Source organism: Streptomyces sp. MBT53, from assembly GCF_016654115.1.
Taxonomy (GTDB): domain Bacteria; phylum Actinomycetota; class Actinomycetes; order Streptomycetales; family Streptomycetaceae; genus Streptomyces.
In genome coordinates this window covers 48,490-67,869 of the sequence record NZ_JAEQAZ010000017.1, presented here as the reverse complement: position 1 = coordinate 67,869, position 19,380 = coordinate 48,490, and the positions used below count along the sequence as shown (strand labels likewise).

The following is a 19,380-nucleotide window of genomic DNA, read 5'->3' as shown; positions in this document are numbered from 1 at the left end:
GGTCACCCAAATCGGGGTACCCCAGGGCGTCGGAAGAGGTAGGGAATGACACTTGCACAGTAATTCGAACAAGTGTTTCACTCGGGGGGCAGGCCTACCTAGGAGGCGTCATGCGCTGGGAGAACCTCACCCTGGAGTCCGACGGCCACAGCCGGACGGCCGACGTAGCGCTGTTCGGCGCGGACGCGGTGACCACCCGTACCTTCGACACGCCCGAGTTCCGCGGAATCACCTTCCACGAGGTGCGGGCCCGCTCGATCATCAACCGCGTGCCGGGGGCCTCCCGCATGCCCTTCGAGTGGACGGTCAACCCGTACCGGGGCTGCTCCCACGCGTGCGTGTACTGCTTCGCCCGCAAGTCGCACAGCTACCTGGACCTCGACACCGGCCTCGGCTTCGACTCGCAGATCGTGGTCAAGGTGAACGCGCCGGACCTGCTGCGCCGCCAGCTCGGCTCCCGGCGCTGGCTCGGCGAGCACATCGCGATGGGCACGAACGTCGACTGCTACCAGCGCGCGGAGGGCCGCTACCGGCTGATGCCGGGCATCCTGGGCGCCCTGCGCGACCACGCGAACCCCTTCTCGATCCTGACGAAGGGCACGCTGATCCTGCGCGACCTGGACCTCCTGGTGCAGGCCTCCGAGGTCACCGACGTCGGCATCTCGGTCTCGGTCGGCTTCACGGACCCGGCGCTGTGGCGCACGGTGGAGCCCGGCACGCCCTCCCCGGAGCGGCGCCTGGACACCGTAAGGACGCTGACCGAGCACGGCATCGACGTCGGCGTCCTGATGGCCCCGGTGATCCCCTTCCTGAGCGACCACCCGGCCCAACTCCGCGCCACCGTAAGGGCGATAGCCGCCTCCGGGGCCACCTCCGTGACTCCCCTGGTGCTGCATCTGCGGCCCGGTGCGCGCGAGTGGTTCATGGCCTGGCTCGGGCAGCACCACCCGCATCTGGTGCGCCGTTACGAGCGGCTGTACGCGGAGGGCTCGTACGCCCCGAAGTGGTACCAGCGCCGGATCACCCGTCAGGTCCACGACCTGGCGCAGGAGTACGGCATCGGTCCCGCGCGCGCGGGCATGCCGCGCCGGATTCCCGAACCGGCGGACCCGGTCGACGAGCCGGTGAGCGAGCCGACGCAGCTCTCGCTGATCTGAAGGCGCTTCTCAATGAGCTGATCCGAGGGCGTTCGAGCGCATCCGGCGGCCCAATTGGGTCAAGTATCGGATGAACAGGTTCTTCCGCCCCGGCTTTTCGGGACTATGCGGCGAGGAGCGACCGCGAGCACCGCGGTCGGCTGCCTCTCCGTCCTGGGAGGACTCATGAGAAAACGCGCAGCCGTACTGTGCGGTGCCGCCGTCGTCGTGGCCGGGACGGTCACCGCTCTCCCCGCAGACGCGAGCACCACGCATCCCACGACCACCGTCCAGACGGCGAAGCTCGGCTGGAAGAGCTGTGCCACCACCGGCTATCCGACGCTCCAGTGCGCGAGCGTCAAGGTGCCGCTCGACCACGCGAACCCGCACGGCACGCAGATCACGCTCGCCCTGTCCCGGGTCCCGCACACCGCGAAGACGTACCAGGGACCCCTGTTGGTCAACCCCGGCGGCCCCGGCGGCAGCGGACTGACCCTCGCGGGCTTCGTGGCCTCCTCGCTGCCCAAGGCGGTGGCGTCCCAGTACGACGTCATCGGCTTCGACCCGCGCGGCGTCGGCAAGAGCACCCCGGCCCTGGACTGCAAGCCCGGCTACTTCAACCCGGTGCGCCCCGACTCCGTGCCGAGCACCCCGGTGCTGGAAAAGGCCAACCTCACGCGCGTGGAGGCCTACGCGGCGGCCTGCGGCAAGAAGTACGCGAGCGTGCTGCCGTACATCAACACCATCAGCGCGGTGCAGGACATGGACTCGATCCGGGCGGCACTCGGCGCCAAGAAGATCAACTACTTCGGCTACTCGTACGGCACCTACCTGGGCGCCGTGTACGCGAAGCTCTACCCGGAGCGCGTGCGCCGCCTGGTGCTGGACTCGATCGTCGACCCCACGGGTGTCTGGTACGACGACAACCTCGGGCAGGACTACGCCTTCAACGACCGCCAGCAGGCGCTGATGGCGTGGATCGCGAAGTACGACTCCACGTACAAGCTCGGCACCGACCCGGCCAGGATCGAGGCCAAGTGGTACGCGATGCGGAAGGCGCTGGCCAAGAAGCCGGCGGGTGGCAAGGTGGGCGCCTCCGAACTGGAGGACACCTTCATCCCGGGCGGCTACTACAACGGCTACTGGCCCTACCTCGCCGAGGCGTTCGCGGCGTACGTGAACGACAAGAACGCCGATCCCCTGGTCGAGGCCTACGACAACTTCGCCGCGATCGACGCCTCGGGGGACAACGGGTACAGCGTCTACACCTCGGTGCAGTGCCGAGACGCGTCCTGGCCGCGCGACTGGAACCAGTGGCGCAAGGACAACTGGGCGGTCTACGAGAAGGCGCCGTTCATGGTCTGGAACAACGCCTGGTACAACGCGCCGTGCGCGTTCTGGCCGACGAAGTCCGAGCAGCCGGTCAACATCGCCAACGGCAAGCTGCCACCGGTGCTGCTCTTCCAGGCGACGAACGACGCGGCGACCCCCTACCAGGGCGGCGCGACGGTCCACCAGCTGCTGGCCGACTCCAGCTTCGTGGTCGAGCAGGGCGGCGGCAACCACGGCATCACGCTGAGCGGGAACGCCTGCCTGGACAAGTACCTGGCGACCTATCTGACCGACGGCACGGTGCCGCGCAGCGGCGGCGAGGTCGACGCGGTGTGCCAGAAGACGCCCGACCCGAAACCGCTGACCACGGCGAAGTCGGCGACGAGCACGGCACACGGTTCGACGCTGCACGGCCTGTTGGGCTTCCGCGGCTGAGCCCCGCCTGACGGTCCCACGGGGGCGGGAATCCTCGTTGTCAGACCCATGGTCCACCATGGACGCATGAGTGAGCTGACGAGGATTCCCGCCCCCGACGGCGTCGCCCCCGCGACGGCCTACACGCACGTCGTCATGGGCACCGGCCGCTTCGTCGCGATCTCCGGCCAGCTCGCCCTGGACGAGGACGGCAGGCTCGTGGGCGAGGGCGACGCGGCGGCCCAGGCCCGCCAGGTCTTCGAGAACCTCCGCCGCTGCCTCGCCGCAGCGGGCGCCGGCTTCGACGACGTGGTCAAACTGACCTTCTTCGTCACGGACATGGCCCACCTGCCGGCCATCCGCGCGGCCCGCGCCGCCCACATACCCGACGACCGGCTCCCCGCCGCGTCGGCCGTACAGGTAGCCGGGCTGGTGCGACCGGAGTTCCTGATGGAGATCGAGGCGTTCGCGGTGATCGGCGAATAATCAGGCGCCGACCCGGCGGCCGAGTCCCTAGGGTGCCCGCCATGGACGATGCCGACCCCCTTCAGATCCGCCCCATGATCCTCGCCGACTGCGACCGCGTCTCCGAAATCCGCGTCCTCGGCTGGCAGTTCGCGTACCGGGGCCTCATGCCGCAGCCCTTCCTCGACACCCTCAGCGCGCAGGACGACGCCGAGCGCCGCCGGGCCCGTTTCGCGCGGGGTGACGGCAGCGTGGTGAACCTGATCGCCGAGCGGGGCGAGGAGATCGTCGGCTGGGCCGCGTTCGGGCCCTACCGGGACGGCGAAGTCCGCACCGGGGAAGCCGAGTTGTACGCGATCTACCTCGACCCGCACCACCTGAACACCGGCACCGGACGGGCCCTGATGCAGGAGGCGCTACGGCGGTGCGCGGCCCTCGGTCACGACCGCGTGTACCTCTGGGTGGTCCGGGGCAACGCCCGCGCCCGCCGCTTCTACGAGCGGGCGGGCTTCCGGGCGGACGGGACGGAGGAGCCGTACGAGGTGGACGGGGTCCTGGTGCCGGAGATCCGGTACGTAAGGAAGCTGACGCGTTGAGGGGGCGGTAGGCGGGCTCAGCCCTGGCGTGGAATCCGCCCCAGTGCGTGCACCGCCGCCTCCGCCAGTGCGGGGTGGGCGAGGGCGTCGTTCAGGACGGGTCTGGCGCGGGGGTCGCCCAGTTCGCCGAGGCCCTGTACGCAGGCGAGGGCCACGCGGCGGTACGGGTCGTGGGGGCGCAGGCGTCGCTCCAGGGTGGTGATGAGGGCGGGGACGGACTCGGGGGCGTGGAGGTCGGCCAGGAGTCGGACGGGGTGGAGGGCGTAGGCGACGCGGAGTTCGTTGGTGGCGAGGGCGGCTGCCGCGCGGGCGGTGCGGGGGTCGTCGAGGCGGGCCAGGGCGTACGCGGCGGAGGCGCAGCGCGGTGGGTCGCGGTGGTTGAGGAACAGGACGAGGGACTCGAAGGCGCGCGGGTCGCCCGCGAGGCCGAGCCGGAACGCGGCCAACTCCCGGGCCCAGAGCGGTTGTCCGACGGCCGTGAGCACCTCCGCCAGTTCGTCGAGGTCGTCGGTCGACACAAGTCGCTCGTACGGCGCCGCTCCTCCCGACTCCTGCCGTAAGCGCTCCGTGAGTGATCGCAACTCTTCGTCCATGAAACCGAGCCTATGGGGGTCGCGGGACAGACGGGACCTACATCACAAACTCCGGGGGCTGGCGCGCTCGTTACCCACCGGTTAAGCTCAGGTGAGCGAGTTACCCACTCGTGTATCTCCTTGCCGTGGCCTGGTGACGCAGCCGCGGCGAGTGCAGTCGGTTCGGCACCTCGTGTGCCGCAGTACGACACGGCTTGGGACAGGGCCGGTCGGAACTCTCAACTCGCCGGGCGTGTGCGCTCGTTGCCCGGCACCACCCGCACTCCTTCTCGCACTCCGTGCGCCCCTTCGGCGTACGGCGCGCGCTCCCAGTCGTCACCCTCATTCCAGGAGTCCCGCGATGGCAGCTCCCCTGTCCGACGCTCCCCTGTCCCCGTTCAAGACCATTGCCGTCGTCGGTCTCGGCACCATGGGCACCGGTATCACCGAGGTCCTCGCCCGGGCCGGCCGCGAGGTCGTCGGCATCGACGTCAGCGAGGCCGCGACCGCGCACGCCGTCGCCGCCCTGGAGACCGCGACCGCCCACGCCGTGCGGCGCGGCCGGCTGACCGAGCAGGAGCGCACCGACGCCCTGGCCCGGGTCCGCACCTCCACCGACCTGAGCGCGGCGGCCGACGCCGACCTGGTCATCGAGGTGGCCCCGGAGTCGTACGAGATCAAGCACCAGATCTTCCGTGAGCTGGACGGGATCGTGCGCACCGAGACGATTCTCGCGACCGGCACGAACGCCCTGTCCGTCACGCGTCTTGCCGCCGACTCGGCGCGGCCTGAGCGGGTGCTCGGGCTGCACTTCTTCAACCCGGCGCCCGCGATGAAGCTGGTCGAGGTCGTCTCCTCGGTGCTGACGGCGCCCACCGCCGTCGCCGCCGTCACCGAGCTGGCGATCGAGCTGGGCAAGGAGCCCGTCGCGGTCGGCGACCGCCCCGGCTTCGTCGCGGACGGGCTGCTGTTCGGCTATCTCAACCAGGCCGCCGCGATGTACGAGGCGAAGTACGCCTCCCGCGAGGACATCGACGCGGCGATGCGGCTCGGCTGCGGACTGCCCATGGGCCCGCTCGCGCTGCTCGACCTGATCGGCGTCGACACCGCGCGCACGGTCCTGGAGGCCATGTACGCCGAGTCCCACGACCGTCTGCACGCCCCCGCGCCGATCCTCAAGCAGCTCAGCGAGGCGGGCCTGACCGGCCGCAAGACGGGCCGCGGCTTCTACTCCTACGAGGCACCCGGCAGCGCGACCGTCGTGCGAGACGCGCTCACCCCGCCGGAGGGCGCGCGGCTCACCCCGGGCCGTACGGTCCGCTCGGTCGGGGTCGCCGGTTCCGGGACCATGGCGTCGGGTATCGCCGAGGTCTTCGCCAAGGCCGGGTACGAGGTCGTGCTCGCCGCGCGCAGCGAGGAGAAGGCGCAGGTCGCCAAGTCCCGTATCGGCAAGTCGCTTTCGCGCTCTGTCGACCGGGGGCGGATGACCGCCGAGGCCGCCGCGGAGACCCTGGCGCGGATCACTCCGGCGGGCTCCTACGACGCGTTCGCGGACGTCGATCTGGCCGTCGAGGCGGTCGCCGAGGATCTGGAGGTCAAGCAGCAGCTGTTCGCGACGCTGGACAAGGTCTGCAAGCCGGGGGCGGTCCTGGCGACCACGACCTCGTCGCTGCCGGTCGTCGCGTGCGCCCGTGCCACCTCGCGTCCGCAGGACGTGATCGGCATGCACTTCTTCAACCCCGCACCGGCGATGAAGCTGGTCGAGGTCGTCCGTACAGTGTTGACGGATGTTGACGTCCACTCAACAGTTCACGAGGTCTGCGTCAAGATCAAGAAGCATGCCGTCGACTGTGGTGACCGAGCTGGATTCATCGTCAATGCACTGCTTTTCCCGTACCTCAACAACGCGATCAAGATGGTGCAGGAGCACTATGCATCTCTTGACGACATTGACGCGGCGATGAAGCTGGGCGGCGGCTACCCGATGGGCCCCTTCGAGCTGCTGGACGTCGTCGGGCTCGACGTCTCCCTGGCCATCGAGAAGGTCCTGCACCGCGAGTTCCGCGACCCGGGCCTGGCTCCGGCGCCGCTCCTGGAGCACCTGGTGGCCGCGGGCTGCCTCGGCCGCAAGACGGGCCGCGGCTTCCGCGAATATGCCCGCCGCTGATCGTCCCGGCGACTGGTTCGGGGACGACGAGGACGGCGACGGGGACTGGGGCGGGCTGCTCGACCCCACCGGAGGGCCCCTGCCCCTGGCGGGCGGGGGAAACCCCCGACGTGCGCGGCAGGCTGCGCACATGCAGTACGTTCGGGTCATGCCCCAGCCCGCCAAGCCCTCACGTACCGCAGCCGCGCCCGACGCACCGGAGAGTGCCGCGGGGAGTCGTGCCGCCGCCCAGCGCCTCAAGATGCGGCGCGAACTGGCGGCCGCGGCGATGGAGCTGTTCGCGACGAAGGGGTACGAGGCGACCACCGTCGACGAGATCGCCGCCGCGGCCGGGGTCGCACGCCGGACGTTCTTCCGCCACTTCCGCTCCAAGGAAGAGGCGATCTTCCCGGACCACGACGACACCTTGATCCGGGCCGAGGCGGTCCTCAACGCCGCCCCCGCGCACGAGCACCCGCTCGACACGGTGTGCCGGGGCATCAAGGAAGTCATGCGCATGTACGCGGCGCAGCCGGAGATCTCGGTCGCCCGCTACAAGCTGACGCGCGAGGTGCCCACCCTGCGCGAGGCCGAGATCGCGTCGGTGGCCCGCTACGAGCGGCTGTTCACCCGCTATCTCCTCGGCCACTTCGACGAGCACGCGCACGACGACGACGCCAACGACGACCCGCTGCTCGCCGAGGTCGCCGCCTCGGCCGTGGTCACCGCCCACAACCACGTGCTGCGGCGCTGGCTGCGGGCCGGCGGCCAGGGCGACGTCGAGGCACAGCTCGACCACGCCTTCGGGATCGTACGGAAGACCTTCGGCAGCGGCATCGGCGCCGGCCGCACCACGACCCCCAAGCCGGCCACGGCGATGGTGCACCAGCAGGGTGAGGTCCTGGTGACGGTCGCCCGCACCGACGCCCCGCTGGATGAGGTCATGCGGACCATCGAAGAGGCACTCAGGGACCGCTGACCCGCCCTGCACCATGTGATGACGGCCACCCTCCGGGGTGGCCGTTTTGGCATGTCAGAGCCCCTTTTCACGCACCTTTCAGACCCCGTTCGATCGATCATCGCTCATTTGTTACGTAAAGATTTCACCTGAGAGCGATTCATGGCACTCGGTGCCTTGCGGGGTGACACGCAGTGTCATACGTTGAAGGTGTCCGGGCGGCCGGCGTACAGAGATCTCCCGTACGTCGGCTGTCCCCGCAACCCACCACTGGGCTGCGCGCCCGGACGCCTGCGTCACAGGCACCCTCCCGCGCCACAAAGCGCTGCCGAAGCACCACCCGCCGAACCGACGGCACCTCTCCACCCACCCTCAGCAGCAGCACCGACGTAACCATCGGCGCCCCTCCCTCAGGGCGCACTTCGCCGGAGGCAACACCGTGACCGTGAAGGACATCCTCGCCGCGATCCAGTCGCCGGACTCGACTCCGGCCGATTTCGCCGCCCTGCCGCTCCCCGAGTCGTACCGCGCGATCACCGTGCACAAGGACGAGACGGAGATGTTCGCGGGCCTCAGCACCCGCGACAAGGACCCCCGCAAGTCGATCCACCTGGACGACGTCCCGGTGCCCGAACTCGGCCCGGGCGAAGCCCTCGTGGCCGTCATGGCATCGAGTGTCAACTACAACTCCGTGTGGACCTCGATCTTCGAGCCGCTGTCGACCTTCGGCTTCCTGGAGCGCTACGGCAAGCTCAGCGAGCTGACCAAGCGGCACGACCTGCCGTACCACGTGATCGGCTCCGACCTCGCGGGCGTCGTCCTGCGCACCGGCCCGGGCGTCAACGCCTGGAAGCCCGGCGACGAGGTCGTCGCGCACTGCCTGTCCGTCGAGCTGGAGTCCTCCGACGGGCACAACGACACGATGCTCGACCCGGAGCAGCGGATCTGGGGCTTCGAGACCAACTTCGGCGGGCTCGCCGAGATCGCGCTCGTCAAGTCCAACCAGCTGATGCCCAAGCCGGACCACCTCTCCTGGGAGGAGGCCGCCGCCCCGGGGCTCGTGAACTCCACCGCCTACCGGCAGCTGGTCTCCCGCAACGGCGCCGGCATGAAGCAGGGCGACAACGTCCTGATCTGGGGCGCGAGCGGCGGACTCGGCTCCTACGCCACGCAGTTCGCGCTCGCGGGCGGCGCCAACCCCATCTGTGTCGTGTCCTCGCCCCAGAAGGCGGACATCTGCCGGGCGATGGGCGCCGAGGCGATCATCGACCGCAACGCCGAGGACTACCGGTTCTGGAAGGACGAGCACAACCAGGACCCGCGCGAGTGGAAGCGGTTCGGCAAGCGTATCCGTGAACTCACCGGCGGCGAGGACGTGGACATCGTCTTCGAGCACCCGGGCCGCGAGACCTTCGGCGCAAGCGTTTACGTCACCCGCAAGGGCGGCACGATCGTCACCTGCGCCTCGACCTCCGGGTTCAACCACGAGTACGACAACCGCTACCTGTGGATGTCCCTGAAGCGGATCATCGGCTCGCACTTCGCCAACTACCGCGAGGCCTGGGAGGCCAACCGGCTGGTCGCGAAGGGCAAGATCCACCCGACGCTCTCCAAGGTGTACTCCCTGGAGGAGACCGGCCAGGCCGCCTACGACGTCCACCGCAACCTCCACCAGGGCAAGGTCGGCGTCCTGTGCCTCGCCCCCGAGGAAGGCCTCGGTGTGCGCGACGAGGAGAAGCGCGCGCAGCACATCGACGCCATCAACCGCTTCCGGAACATCTGAGGGCTGAGGTCCCCTACATGACTGAGCGCCAGAAAGACCGGCCGTGGCTCATGCGCACGTACGCCGGTCACTCCACGGCCGAGGCGTCCAACGAGCTGTACCGGCGCAATCTCGCCAAGGGCCAGACCGGTCTGTCGGTCGCGTTCGACCTGCCGACGCAGACCGGCTACGACTCCGACCACATCCTCGCCCGCGGCGAGGTCGGCCGGGTCGGCGTGCCGGTGGCCCACGTCGGTGACATGCGCCGGCTGTTCCAGGACATCCCCCTGGACCAGATGAACACCTCGATGACCATCAACGCCACCGCCATGTGGCTGCTGGCGCTCTATCAGGTCGTCGCCGAGGAGCAGGGCGTCGACATCACCCAGCTCCAGGGGACGACCCAGAACGACATCGTCAAGGAGTACCTGTCGCGGGGCACGCACGTGTTCCCGCCGGTCCCCTCGCTCCGGCTGACGACCGACATGATCTGCTACACGGTCAACCACATCCCCAAGTGGAACCCGATCAACATCTGCAGCTACCACCTCCAGGAGGCGGGAGCCACGCCGGTCCAGGAGATCGCGTACGCGATGTCCACGGCGATCGCCGTCCTGGACGCGGTGTTCGCGTCCGGGCAGATCCCCGAGGACCGCAGGGGCGATGTCGTCGCCCGTATCTCCTTCTTCGTGAACGCGGGCGTCCGCTTCATCGAGGAGATGTGCAAGATGCGCGCCTTCGGCCGCATCTGGGACGAGATCACGCGCGAGCGCTACGGCATCGAGGACCCGAAGCAGCGCCGGTTCCGCTACGGCGTCCAGGTCAACTCGCTCGGCCTGACCGAGGCGCAGCCGGAGAACAACGTCCAGCGGATCGTGCTGGAGATGCTGGCCGTGACGCTGTCGAAGGACGCACGCGCGCGTGCCGTGCAACTCCCGGCGTGGAACGAGGCGTTGGGGCTCCCCCGGCCCTGGGACCAGCAGTGGTCGCTGCGCATCCAGCAGGTGCTGGCGCACGAGAGCGACCTGCTGGAGTACGCGGACATCTTCGAGGGCTCGCACGTCATCGAGGCGAAGGTGGCCTCCCTGGTCGAGGAGTCCCTCGCCGAGATCGACCGCATCGAGGAGATGGGCGGCGCGATGGCCGCCGTCGAGTCGGGCTATCTGAAGTCGCAGCTCGTGTCCTCGCACGCGGAGCGGCGGGGCCGTATTGAGTCCGGTCAAGAGAAGATCGTCGGAGTCAACATCTTCAACACGACCGAGCCGAATCCACTCACCGCCGACCTTGATCAAGCGATCCAGACGGTCGACCCGGCCGTCGAGGCCCGGGTCGTCGCGTCGTTGCAGCGGTGGCGTGACACGCGTTACCAGCCGCCGTTCAACCACCCGCGCCCGTGCAAGGCGCTGGAGCGGCTGAAGGAGGCCGCCAAGGGCACGGACAACCTCATGGAGGCCACCCTGGAGTGCGCCCGCGCCGGTGTCACGACCGGCGAGTGGGCCGGGGCCCTGCGGGAGGTGTTCGGCGAGTTCCGGGCGCCCACGGGCGTCTCGTCGGCACCGGTCGCGGTCCCCGCGGAGGAGGGCTCGGCGATGGCCGGGGTCCGCCGCAAGGTGGACGTGACGGCGCGCGAGATGGGCGTCGGCAAGCTGCGCTTCCTGGTCGGCAAGCCGGGCCTGGACGGGCACTCCAACGGCGCCGAGCAGATCGCCGTCCGCGCGCGTGACGCCGGCTTCGAGGTGGTGTACCAGGGCATCCGGCTGACCCCGGAGCAGATCGTGGACGCGGCACTCGCAGAGGACGTGCACGCGGTCGGCCTGTCCATCCTGTCCGGCTCGCACGCCCAGCTGGTGCCGGACGTGCTCGAACGGCTCCGTGTGGCCGGTGCCACAGACATACCTGTCATCGCCGGTGGGATCATCCCCAATGGCGACGCCGAGCAGCTCAGGGCTGCCGGGGTCGCCGCGGTCTTCACCCCGAAGGACTTCGACATCACCGGAATCATCGGCCGCATCGTCGACGAGATCCGGAAGGCGAACAAGCTCGACCCCCTGCTCGACCCCTTGGAGGTCCCCGCATGACCACGCCCGCCCCCGTCAACCGGCTTCGCCCGCGGCGCTCCTGTCTCGCGGTCCCGGGCAGCAACCCGCGCTTCCTGGAGAAGGCGCAGGGCCTCCCGGCCGACCAGGTCTTCCTGGACCTGGAGGACGCGTGCGCGCCGCTGGCCAAGCCCGACGCGCGGCACACCATCGTCAAGTTCCTCAACGAGGGCGACTGGACGGGCAAGACGCGGGTCGTGCGCGTCAACGACTGGACGACCGAGTGGACGTACCGCGACGTCGTCACGGTCGTCGAGGGCGCGGGCCAGAACCTCGACTGCATCATGCTGCCGAAGGTGCAGGACGCCCAGCAGGTCGTGGCGCTCGATCTCCTGTTGACGCAGATCGAGAAGACCATGGGCTTCGAGGTCGGCAAGATCGGTATTGAGGCGCAGATCGAGAACGCGCAGGGACTCAACAACGTCAATGCCATCGCTCAAGCCAGTCAACGTGTCGAGACGATCATCTTCGGCCCGGCCGACTTCATGGCGTCGATCAACATGAAGTCCCTCGTCGTGGGCGAGCAGCCGCCCGGCTACCCGGCGGACGCCTATCACTACATCCTGATGAAGATCCTGATGGCCGCCCGTGCCAACAACCTCCAGGCGATCGACGGCCCCTACCTGCAGATCCGCAACCTCGACGGCTACCGCGCGGTCGCCCAGCGGGCCGCCGCGCTCGGCTTCGACGGCAAGTGGGTGCTGCACCCGGGCCAGGTCGAGGCGTCCAACGAGATCTTCTCGCCGTCCCAGGAGGACTTCGACCACGCCGAGTTGATCCTGGACGCGTACGACTACTACACGTCCGAGGCCGGAGGCAAGAAGGGCTCGGCGATGCTCGGCGACGAGATGATCGACGAGGCCAGCCGCAAGATGGCGCTGGTCATCTCCGGCAAGGGGCGCGCGGCGGGCATGAAGCGCACCACCGAGTTCGAGATTCCGGAGGCGTGACCATGCAGTTCGGACGCACCTACGAGGAGTTCGAGGTCGGCGCGGTCTACAAGCACTGGCCCGGGAAGACGGTCACGGAGTACGACGACCACCTCTTCTGTCTCCTGACGATGAACCACCACCCGCTCCACCTGGACTCCAACTACGCCGAGAACACGACGGACTTCGGCAAGAACGTGGTGGTCGGCAACTACATCTACTCGCTGCTGCTGGGCATGTCGGTGCCGGACGTGTCGGGCAAGGCGATCGCCAACCTGGAGATCGAGTCGCTGAAGCACGTGGCGCCGACCTTCCACGGGGACACGATCTACGGCGAGACGACGGTCCTCGACAAGACGCCCTCGAAGTCGAAGAACGACCGCGGGATCGTCTACGTGGAGACCAAGGGCTACAAGCAGGACGGCACGCTGGTCTGTGTGTTCCGCCGCAAGGTGATGGTGCCGACCGAGACGTACATCAAGGAGCGCGGCGGCGAGCAGCCCGGCCGCCCCCAGCTCAAGGAGCAGGAGAAGTAGCCATGGCGCGACTCGCCCAGACCGCCGGTCTCACCGACATCCAGCGGGAAATCCTGTCCACCGTCCGCGACTTCGTGGACAAGGAGATCCTCCCGGTCGCCACCGAGCTGGAGCACCGCGACGAGTATCCGCAGCAGATCGTCGACGGGCTCAAGGAGTTGGGCCTGTTCGGCCTGATGATCCCGGAGGAGTACGGCGGCCTGGGCGAGTCGTTGCTGACGTACGCCCTGTGTGTGGAGGAGATCGCGCGCGGGTGGATGTCGGTGTCCGGCATCGTCAACACGCACTTCATCGTGGCGTACATGCTCAAGCAGCACGGCACGCAGGAGCAGAAGGACCACTTCCTGCCGCGCATGGCGGCAGGCGACATCCGGGGCGCGTTCTCCATGTCGGAGCCGGCGCTCGGTTCGGACGTCTCGGCGATCACGTCGAAGGCGGTGAAGGACGGCGACGAGTACGTCCTGACCGGTCAGAAGATGTGGCTGACGAACGGCGGCACGTCGTCGCTCGTGGCCGTACTCGTACGCAGTGACGAAGGGCACCCGGAGGGCACCGCGCCGCACAAGTCGATGACGACCTTCCTGGTGGAGAAGGAGCCCGGTTTCGGGGAGGTCCGGCCCGGTCTCACCATCCCCGGGAAGATCGACAAGATGGGCTACAAGGGCGTCGACACCACCGAGTTGATCATGGACGGTCTACGGATCCCGGCCGACCGTGTGCTCGGCGGCCAGACCGGCCGAGGTTTTTACCAAATGATGGACGGAGTCGAGGTGGGCCGCGTGAATGTGGCGGCGCGTGGCTGCGGCGTCGCTCAGCGTGCCTTCGAGCTGGGCGTCTCCTACGCGCAGCAGCGTCACACGTTCGGGAAGCCGATCGCCCAGCACCAGGCGATCCAGTTCAAGCTGGCGGAGATGGCCACCAAGGTCGAGGCCGCCCATGCGATGATGGTAAATGCGGCACGCAAAAAGGACTCCGGCGAACGAAACGACCTTGAGGCAGGGATGGCGAAGTACCTCGCCTCCGAGTACTGCAAGGAGGTCGTGGAGGACGCCTTCCGGATCCACGGCGGGTACGGGTTCTCCAAGGAGTACGAGATCGAACGCCTTTACCGCGAGGCGCCGATGCTGTTGATCGGCGAAGGTACCGCCGAAATCCAGAAAATGATCATCGGGCGCAGGTTGCTCGAAGAGTATCGATTCCAGGGCTGATTGTCCGTTTCGGGGTGTTTTCTTCGAGAAGAAGATCACACCCCGTCAACGCTCTTCAGCCGCCGACTCGACTTACTGGCTTAGCCAGTTGTGGCTCACGACCGGTACGATCCCGGGAAAGCCGCCGTCCCCCGTTACAGTGCGGCATCATCCGCTACGAAGGTCATCCATGCCCCACAGCCAAACCTCTGCACCACGCGACAGCCTGGCAGGCGTACGCCTCGCGCGCGGAGCATCGCCGTGGCTCCTGCCGACCGTCGCCACCGCAGCCCTCAGCCTGGTACGTGCGCGCAAGTCCGGCGCCGCCAAGGCCGTGGCCGTACCCGCCACCGCGCTCGCGGCGGGCATGCTGTGGTTCTTCCGCGACCCCGAGCGCGAGATCACCCGGGGCCGGGTCATCTCGCCCGCCGACGGTGTGGTGCAGAGCATCATGCCGTGGAAGGACGGTCGCACCCGCGTCGCCATCTTCATGAGCCCGCTGAACGTCCACGTCAACCGCGCGCCGCTCTCCGGCACGGTGACTTCGGTCGAGCACATCCCGGGCGGTTTCGTTCCCGCGTTCAACAAGGAGAGCGAGAACAACGAGCGGGTCGTCTGGCACTTCGACACCGAGCTCGGTGACATCGAGATGATCCAGATCGCCGGCGCCGTCGCCCGCCGCATCGTCCCCTACGTCCCGCAGGGCACGAAGGTCGAGCAGGGCGAGCGCATCGGACTGATCCGCTTCGGTTCGCGTGTCGACATCTACCTCCCCGAGGGTGTCGAGGTGGACGTGGAGGTCGGTCAGAAGACGGTGGCTGGGGTGACTCGCATTGACCGTGATTGATCCGGAGACACAGGCGGGCTGGGTGCCCGAGGCCGATGAGGTGGACGACGAGGAGGAGATGCCTCTTTCTCTCCGCCTCTCAATAGCGGACACCCTCACCCTCGGCAACGCCACCTGCGGCTTCATGGCGGTGTACTTCACCACCACCGGCATCCTGATCCCGCACCTGACGGGCAACGACGAGTCGACCGGCATGGCCCGCCACAGCGCGGCCACCGCGGTCATCCTGATGCTGTGCGCGGCGGTCTTCGACCTCTTCGACGGCCTCGTCGCCCGCAAGCTGCGCTCCTCCCCCATGGGCGCGGAGCTGGACAACCTGTCGGACCTGATCAGCTTCGGCCTCGCACCGGCGTACTTCGTCCTCGTCTACGGCATGGTCGCGGACGACGCGCACCAGAGAGTGGCCGCGGTCGGTGCGATCGTGGTGTTGCTGGCCGTGGTGCTGAGACTCGCCCGCTTCTCGTGCGTGACCCCGCCGAACGGCATGTTCCAGGGCATGCCCTCCCCGTTCGGCGCGCTGACGGTGGTCTCGATCGTGCTCCTCGAGCTGCCCTTCGTGGCAACGCTCATGGCGATCCTGGGCACCGCCTGGCTGATGGTGAGCCGGGTCGAGTACCCGAAGCCGCGCGGTCGCCTCGCGGTCGCGATGCTCGCCTGGATCGTCCTGTCGATGGGCCTGCTGGCGGCCTGGGCGTTCGACGCCCCGAGCGGCCAACTGCTCCTCCAGACGGGCTGCGCGCTCCAGCTGGTCATGGGCGCGGTGATCCCCCTGTTCGCGACGGCCCGCCGCGTGAACAACTTCCGCGACAACCGGCGCGAGGCGCGAGCAGCGCAGCCGTAGTCGCAGCGGTCGTAGCAGACAAGAACGAAGGGCCCCGAGCCGCTTGGCTCGGGGCCCTTCAGCGTTCCTCGTGCGGGACTCAGACCAGAAAGTCCCGCGCGATGTTCTCCGCCACCCGCTCCAGGATCGGGCCCGCGTCGGCGATGCACTTCACGACGTCCGGTTCGACGGACGTGAGGGGGTAGGCGCGGCGGATGCCGGCGTGGCCGAGGGCCTGTGGGGGCAGGGCGAGGCGGCCGCAGACGGCGACGACCTCCTTGCCCTCCGCGCGGGCCGCCGCGGCGACTCCGGCCGGGGCCTTGCCGTGCAGGGTCTGTTCGTCGAGGGAGCCCTCGCCGGTGATGACGAGGGTGGCGCCCTCCAGCGCGGAGGCGAAGCCGAGGACGTCGAGCATGACCTCGATGCCGGGGCGGAAGCGGGCGCCGAGGAGGAGCGCGCCGTAGCCGATGCCACCCGCCGCGCCCGCGCCGGGCGCGATGGCGTACTCGGCGGCCCGAGCGCCGATCGACTCCTCGAGGATCTTCGCGTAGTGGCCGAGGGCCGCGTCGAGGGCGTCCACGTCGTCCGGTGCGGCGCCCTTCTGGGGGCCGTAGACCGCGGCGGCGCCCTTGGGGCCGGTGAGCGGGTTGTCGACGTCGCTGGCGAGGACGAGGGCGACGGAGGCGAGGCGCGGGTCGAGGCCCGAGAGGTCGGCCGAGGCCAGGTCGATCAGGGCGCCGCCGCCCGGGGGCACCGGTTCGCCGTCCGCGTCCAGGAAGCGGGCGCCGAGCGCGGAGAGCATGCCCGCGCCGCCGTCGGTCGTGGCGCTGCCGCCGACGCCGAACACGATCGTGCGGGCGCCCGCGTCGAGTGCGGCCCGCAGCAGTTCGCCGGAGCCGTACGTCGAGGAGGTGAGCGGGGCGAAGACGCCCTTGGGCAGTCTCTGCAGCCCGCTCGCCTCGGCCATCTCCACGACGGCCGTGTCGCCGCGGACCGCGAAGGCCGCGGTGACCTCGTCGCCGAGGGGTCCGGCGACCCGTATCTCCCGTCGCTCGAACCCGGCCGCGACGGCCGCGTCCACCGTGCCGTCGCCGCCGTCGGCGACCGGCATCGCGGCGACCTCCAGATCGGGTACGACCCGGCGCAGCCCGGCCGTCACCCGCTCGGCGACCTGCACGGCCGTCAGCGACCCCTTGAACTTGTCCGCGGCGATGAGCACCCTGTGGGTGCCCCTCTGTGCAGCGTCCGCCACCTTGCGATCCCCTTGCTCTACGGGCCCCGCACACTTCAGGGCCAGTCGCGCCGCTTGCGACCCTAACCGGCCGACGCCCCCGCCGTCATGCCCCGACCGAACGCTGGGACCGGGCTGAGCGTCCGCTGTGCCGCTGCCGGGCCCGGAATCGGGTAGACCGGAGACATGACCCCAGTAGGTACTGAGCAGGCGCTCGCGGACCGTGTCCTCGGGGGCTGGCTGGGCCGGATCGCGGGCAACATGCTCGGCAAGCCCGTCGAGCAGGGCGACCTGTGGACCCGCGACCGCATCGACCGCTATCTCCGGCGGGCCGCCGCCCTGCCGCTCACCGACTACCTGCCGGAGCCGCCCGGCGAGGACGACGGCTTCGAGCTGCGCCCCGAGTGGCAGCGGTGCGTGCGCGGCCGGATCCACGGCAGCTGCCGTGACGACGACGTCGACTACGCCATTCTCGGCCTCGACCTCCTGGAGACCCACGGCTTCGGCTTCAGCACCGAGCAGGTCGGCGAACTGTGGCTGCTGCGCCTCCCGTACCTCCAGACGTACACGGCCGAGCGCGCCGCCTACCGCAACCTCGCCAACGGCCTCAAGCCACCGCTGACGGCGACGTACGACAACCCGTACCAGGAGTGGATCGGCGCCCTGATCCGCGCCGACATCCACGGCTGGACCAACCCTGGTGCCCCGCGCCGCGCGGCCCAACTGGCGCGCAGGGACGCCGTGTTGTCCCACACGGGGAACGGTGTCTACGGCTCGATGTGGGCCGCAGCCCTGATCTCGGCGGCGTTCACCGCGCCGACCGTGCGGCACGCGCTGGACACGGCGCTGACCGTGATCCCGCCGGGCTGCCGTCTCGCCCGCACCGTGCGCCGGGTGCTCACGCTCCACGAGACCCGGATGACCTGGGAGGACACGCTCACCACACTGTCCGAGGAGACGGCGGGCCTCGGCTGGATCCACACGATCCCGAACGCGGCCGTCCTCACCGCCGGACTCCTGTACGGCGACGGCGACTTCACCCGCACCATCACGCTCACCGTCCGCGGCGGCCTCGACACCGACTCGAACGGCGCGACCGCCGGTTCCGTCGCCGGGGTGCTGAACGGCGCCGCCGCGATCCCGGCACAGTGGAAGGACCCGCTCGAAAACACCGTGCGCAGTGCGGTGTTCGGGTTCGACGGGGTACGGATCAGTGAACTCGCCGAGCGGACAGTGCAGTTGGCGCAGACCGCCGACAACTAGACGGCCCCCTGGGCGACAAGACTCCGGGCGCAGTCGAGGGCGGCCTCCCGCGCCGGGCGCGGTTCCCAGCCGAGGACGCGGCGCGCCTTCTCCGTGCTGTGGCGGTTGCGGCGGCCGAGCGCGGGGATGATCTCACGGAGGGACCGGTCCAAGAAGCGGGCGGCGAGACGGACCGCGAAGTCCGGGAGGCGGCGCGTGGAGACGGTACGACCGTGCTCGCCGAGGCCGTCGCGCAGGGTGCGCGCGATGTCCGCCATCCACACGAACTCCCCGGTGGCCAGGAAGCGTTGACCGGCGGCCTCCGGTGACGTCATCGCCCGGAGGTGTACGTCGACCAGGTCCCGGACGTCCACGACCTCGAGGCCGATGCGCGGGACGCCGGGCATCTTGCCGCTCACCATGCGCGCGATGATGCCGACGGAGCCGAGGTTCGCGGTGGTGAGGACCGGTCCAAAGACGGCGCCGGGGAGCACGGTGGTCAGCTCGGTCGGGCCGTCGTAGCCGCTCATGAAGTCCCAGGCGGCCCGCTCGGCGAGGGTCTTCGAGCGGCGGTACGGGATCAGGGTCGGGTCGTCTGGATCGGTCCAAAGCGTCTCGTCGGTGACACCTTCCGAGGCGTACGACGAGGGGCTCGCGGCGTTCGCGGCCGAGGTCATCACGACGCGTCGTACGCCCGCCTCGGTGGCCGCGCGCAGGACGCGCAGGGCGCCGTCGCGGGCCGGGGCGATCAGAGCGTCGGGGTCGTCCGAGGCGGCGCCGAGCGGGGAGGCGACGTGCAGGACGTAGTCGACGCCCTTGAGCGCGGCGTCCCAGCCCGCGTCGGCCGTGAGGTCGGCGACGGCGAAGCTCAGCCGCCCGGCGGGGTCGGCCACGGTCGCGACGGCGTCGGTGACCGCGCGCTCCTTGCCCTTGGCGCGGACGGTCGTACGGACGTCGTAGCCGCGGCGCAGCAGTTCCGCGATGCACCAGCCGGCGATGTAGCCGCTGCCTCCGGTGACCAGGACGAGTTCGGGCATGACGGTGCTCCCTGCGGTGTCGGGTGGGGGTGTGCCAGAATGGAGAGCGAAACGGAGGCCCCTCCGGTACATTC

At 69.5% G+C, this 19,380-nt stretch carries 17 protein-coding genes; 14 read left to right on the top strand and 3 right to left on the bottom strand.

All coding sequences use genetic code 11. The annotated features are described in order from the left end of the window. The first annotated feature begins 110 nt into the window (after positions 1-110). The 4 genes from JHN45_RS09365 to JHN45_RS09350 all read left to right on the top strand — a co-directional run bounded on the left by JHN45_RS09365 (position 111) and on the right by JHN45_RS09350 (position 3,943). Complete coding sequence (locus tag JHN45_RS09365; protein ID WP_201048666.1) at positions 111-1,157, top strand: Rv2578c family radical SAM protein; 1,047 nt, start codon at positions 111-113, stop codon at positions 1,155-1,157. Between the two features lie 165 nt (positions 1,158-1,322). Beyond that, positions 1,323-2,903: an alpha/beta hydrolase gene (locus JHN45_RS09360; RefSeq protein ID WP_201048665.1), complete on the top strand. Its 1,581-nt coding sequence runs from the start codon at positions 1,323-1,325 to the stop codon at positions 2,901-2,903. Positions 2,904-2,969: 66 nt separating this feature from the next. Then, positions 2,970-3,368 carry a RidA family protein gene (locus tag JHN45_RS09355; protein ID WP_201048664.1) on the top strand — a complete coding sequence of 133 codons (399 nt, stop codon included), beginning with the start codon at positions 2,970-2,972 and terminating at the stop codon, positions 3,366-3,368. 41 nt (positions 3,369-3,409) lie between these two features. Next, complete coding sequence (locus tag JHN45_RS09350; RefSeq protein ID WP_201048663.1) at positions 3,410-3,943, top strand: GNAT family N-acetyltransferase; 534 nt, start codon at positions 3,410-3,412, stop codon at positions 3,941-3,943. A 17-nt stretch (positions 3,944-3,960) separates the two neighbouring features. On the opposite strand, the gene JHN45_RS09345 is transcribed toward JHN45_RS09350, so the two are convergent. Continuing rightward, a complete protein-coding gene (locus JHN45_RS09345) occupies positions 3,961-4,536 on the bottom strand; it encodes an adenylosuccinate lyase (protein ID WP_201048662.1) in 576 nt (191 codons plus the stop codon). Positions 4,537-4,876: 340 nt separating this feature from the next. On the opposite strand from JHN45_RS09345, the gene JHN45_RS09340 reads away from it, so the two are divergent. The 9 genes from JHN45_RS09340 (at position 4,877) to pssA (ending at position 15,817) form a co-directional block, all read left to right on the top strand. Further along, positions 4,877-6,682 carry a 3-hydroxyacyl-CoA dehydrogenase family protein gene (locus JHN45_RS09340; protein WP_201048661.1) on the top strand — a complete coding sequence of 602 codons (1,806 nt, stop codon included), beginning with the start codon at positions 4,877-4,879 and terminating at the stop codon, positions 6,680-6,682. A gap of 148 nt (positions 6,683-6,830) precedes the next feature. Then, entirely contained in the window at positions 6,831-7,640 is an 810-nt protein-coding gene (locus JHN45_RS09335; protein WP_200711542.1) for a TetR family transcriptional regulator, read from the top strand. Between the two features lie 418 nt (positions 7,641-8,058). Beyond that, positions 8,059-9,402, top strand: a complete 1,344-nt coding sequence (gene ccrA / locus JHN45_RS09330) for a crotonyl-CoA carboxylase/reductase (RefSeq protein ID WP_307783062.1) — start codon at positions 8,059-8,061, stop codon at positions 9,400-9,402. A 17-nt stretch (positions 9,403-9,419) separates the two neighbouring features. After that, positions 9,420-11,459, top strand: coding sequence for a protein meaA (locus tag JHN45_RS09325; protein ID WP_201048660.1), 2,040 nt, complete (start codon positions 9,420-9,422; stop codon positions 11,457-11,459). After that, a complete protein-coding gene (locus JHN45_RS09320; RefSeq protein WP_200711544.1) occupies positions 11,456-12,427 on the top strand; it encodes a CoA ester lyase in 972 nt (323 codons plus the stop codon). Before JHN45_RS09325 ends, JHN45_RS09320 begins: the two co-directional genes overlap by 4 nt. 2 nt (positions 12,428-12,429) lie before the next feature. Then, positions 12,430-12,942, top strand: a complete 513-nt coding sequence (locus tag JHN45_RS09315; protein WP_201048659.1) for a MaoC family dehydratase — start codon at positions 12,430-12,432, stop codon at positions 12,940-12,942. Between the two features lie 2 nt (positions 12,943-12,944). Next, entirely contained in the window at positions 12,945-14,150 is a 1,206-nt protein-coding gene (locus JHN45_RS09310) for an acyl-CoA dehydrogenase family protein (protein WP_200711546.1), read from the top strand. Between the two features lie 169 nt (positions 14,151-14,319). Further along, complete coding sequence (locus JHN45_RS09305; protein ID WP_200711547.1) at positions 14,320-14,976, top strand: phosphatidylserine decarboxylase; 657 nt, start codon at positions 14,320-14,322, stop codon at positions 14,974-14,976. A gap of 22 nt (positions 14,977-14,998) precedes the next feature. Further along, the gene (pssA, locus tag JHN45_RS09300; protein ID WP_200711556.1) at positions 14,999-15,817 is read left to right on the top strand and encodes a CDP-diacylglycerol--serine O-phosphatidyltransferase; all 819 of its coding nucleotides are present in this window, start codon (positions 14,999-15,001) and stop codon (positions 15,815-15,817) included. Between the two features lie 79 nt (positions 15,818-15,896). Here pssA and JHN45_RS09295 read toward each other — a convergent pair whose 3' ends face one another. Then, positions 15,897-17,015 carry a glycerate kinase gene (locus JHN45_RS09295; RefSeq protein ID WP_200711557.1) on the bottom strand — a complete coding sequence of 373 codons (1,119 nt, stop codon included), beginning with the start codon at positions 17,013-17,015 and terminating at the stop codon, positions 15,897-15,899. A gap of 198 nt (positions 17,016-17,213) precedes the next feature. Between JHN45_RS09295 and JHN45_RS09290 the strand changes: the two genes are divergently transcribed. After that, entirely contained in the window at positions 17,214-18,290 is a 1,077-nt protein-coding gene (locus JHN45_RS09290) for an ADP-ribosylglycohydrolase family protein (protein ID WP_201048658.1), read from the top strand. Here the strand turns inward: JHN45_RS09290 and JHN45_RS09285 are convergent. After that, positions 18,287-19,306 (bottom strand): NAD-dependent epimerase/dehydratase family protein, encoded by a 1,020-nt coding sequence (locus JHN45_RS09285; protein WP_201048657.1) that lies wholly within the window; start codon positions 19,304-19,306, stop codon positions 18,287-18,289. The genes JHN45_RS09290 and JHN45_RS09285 overlap by 4 nt on opposite strands. Positions 19,307-19,380: the final 74 nt, after the last annotated feature.

Coding starts and splice junctions, on each gene's coding strand:
- JHN45_RS09360 (WP_201048665.1), top strand. CDS start 1,323: ATGAGAAAACGCGCAGCCGTACTGTGCGGTGCCGCCGTCGTCGTGGCC.
- JHN45_RS09350 (WP_201048663.1), top strand. CDS start 3,410: ATGGACGATGCCGACCCCCTTCAGATCCGCCCCATGATCCTCGCCGAC.
- JHN45_RS09345 (WP_201048662.1), bottom strand. CDS start 4,536: ATGGACGAAGAGTTGCGATCACTCACGGAGCGCTTACGGCAGGAGTCG.
- JHN45_RS09320 (WP_200711544.1), top strand. CDS start 11,456: ATGACCACGCCCGCCCCCGTCAACCGGCTTCGCCCGCGGCGCTCCTGT.
- JHN45_RS09315 (WP_201048659.1), top strand. CDS start 12,430: ATGCAGTTCGGACGCACCTACGAGGAGTTCGAGGTCGGCGCGGTCTAC.
- JHN45_RS09310 (WP_200711546.1), top strand. CDS start 12,945: ATGGCGCGACTCGCCCAGACCGCCGGTCTCACCGACATCCAGCGGGAA.
- JHN45_RS09355 (WP_201048664.1), top strand. CDS start 2,970: ATGAGTGAGCTGACGAGGATTCCCGCCCCCGACGGCGTCGCCCCCGCG.
- JHN45_RS09285 (WP_201048657.1), bottom strand. CDS start 19,306: ATGCCCGAACTCGTCCTGGTCACCGGAGGCAGCGGCTACATCGCCGGC.
- JHN45_RS09335 (WP_200711542.1), top strand. CDS start 6,831: ATGCCCCAGCCCGCCAAGCCCTCACGTACCGCAGCCGCGCCCGACGCA.
- JHN45_RS09340 (WP_201048661.1), top strand. CDS start 4,877: ATGGCAGCTCCCCTGTCCGACGCTCCCCTGTCCCCGTTCAAGACCATT.
- JHN45_RS09305 (WP_200711547.1), top strand. CDS start 14,320: ATGCCCCACAGCCAAACCTCTGCACCACGCGACAGCCTGGCAGGCGTA.
- JHN45_RS09325 (WP_201048660.1), top strand. CDS start 9,420: ATGACTGAGCGCCAGAAAGACCGGCCGTGGCTCATGCGCACGTACGCC.
- JHN45_RS09365 (WP_201048666.1), top strand. CDS start 111: ATGCGCTGGGAGAACCTCACCCTGGAGTCCGACGGCCACAGCCGGACG.
- JHN45_RS09290 (WP_201048658.1), top strand. CDS start 17,214: ATGACCCCAGTAGGTACTGAGCAGGCGCTCGCGGACCGTGTCCTCGGG.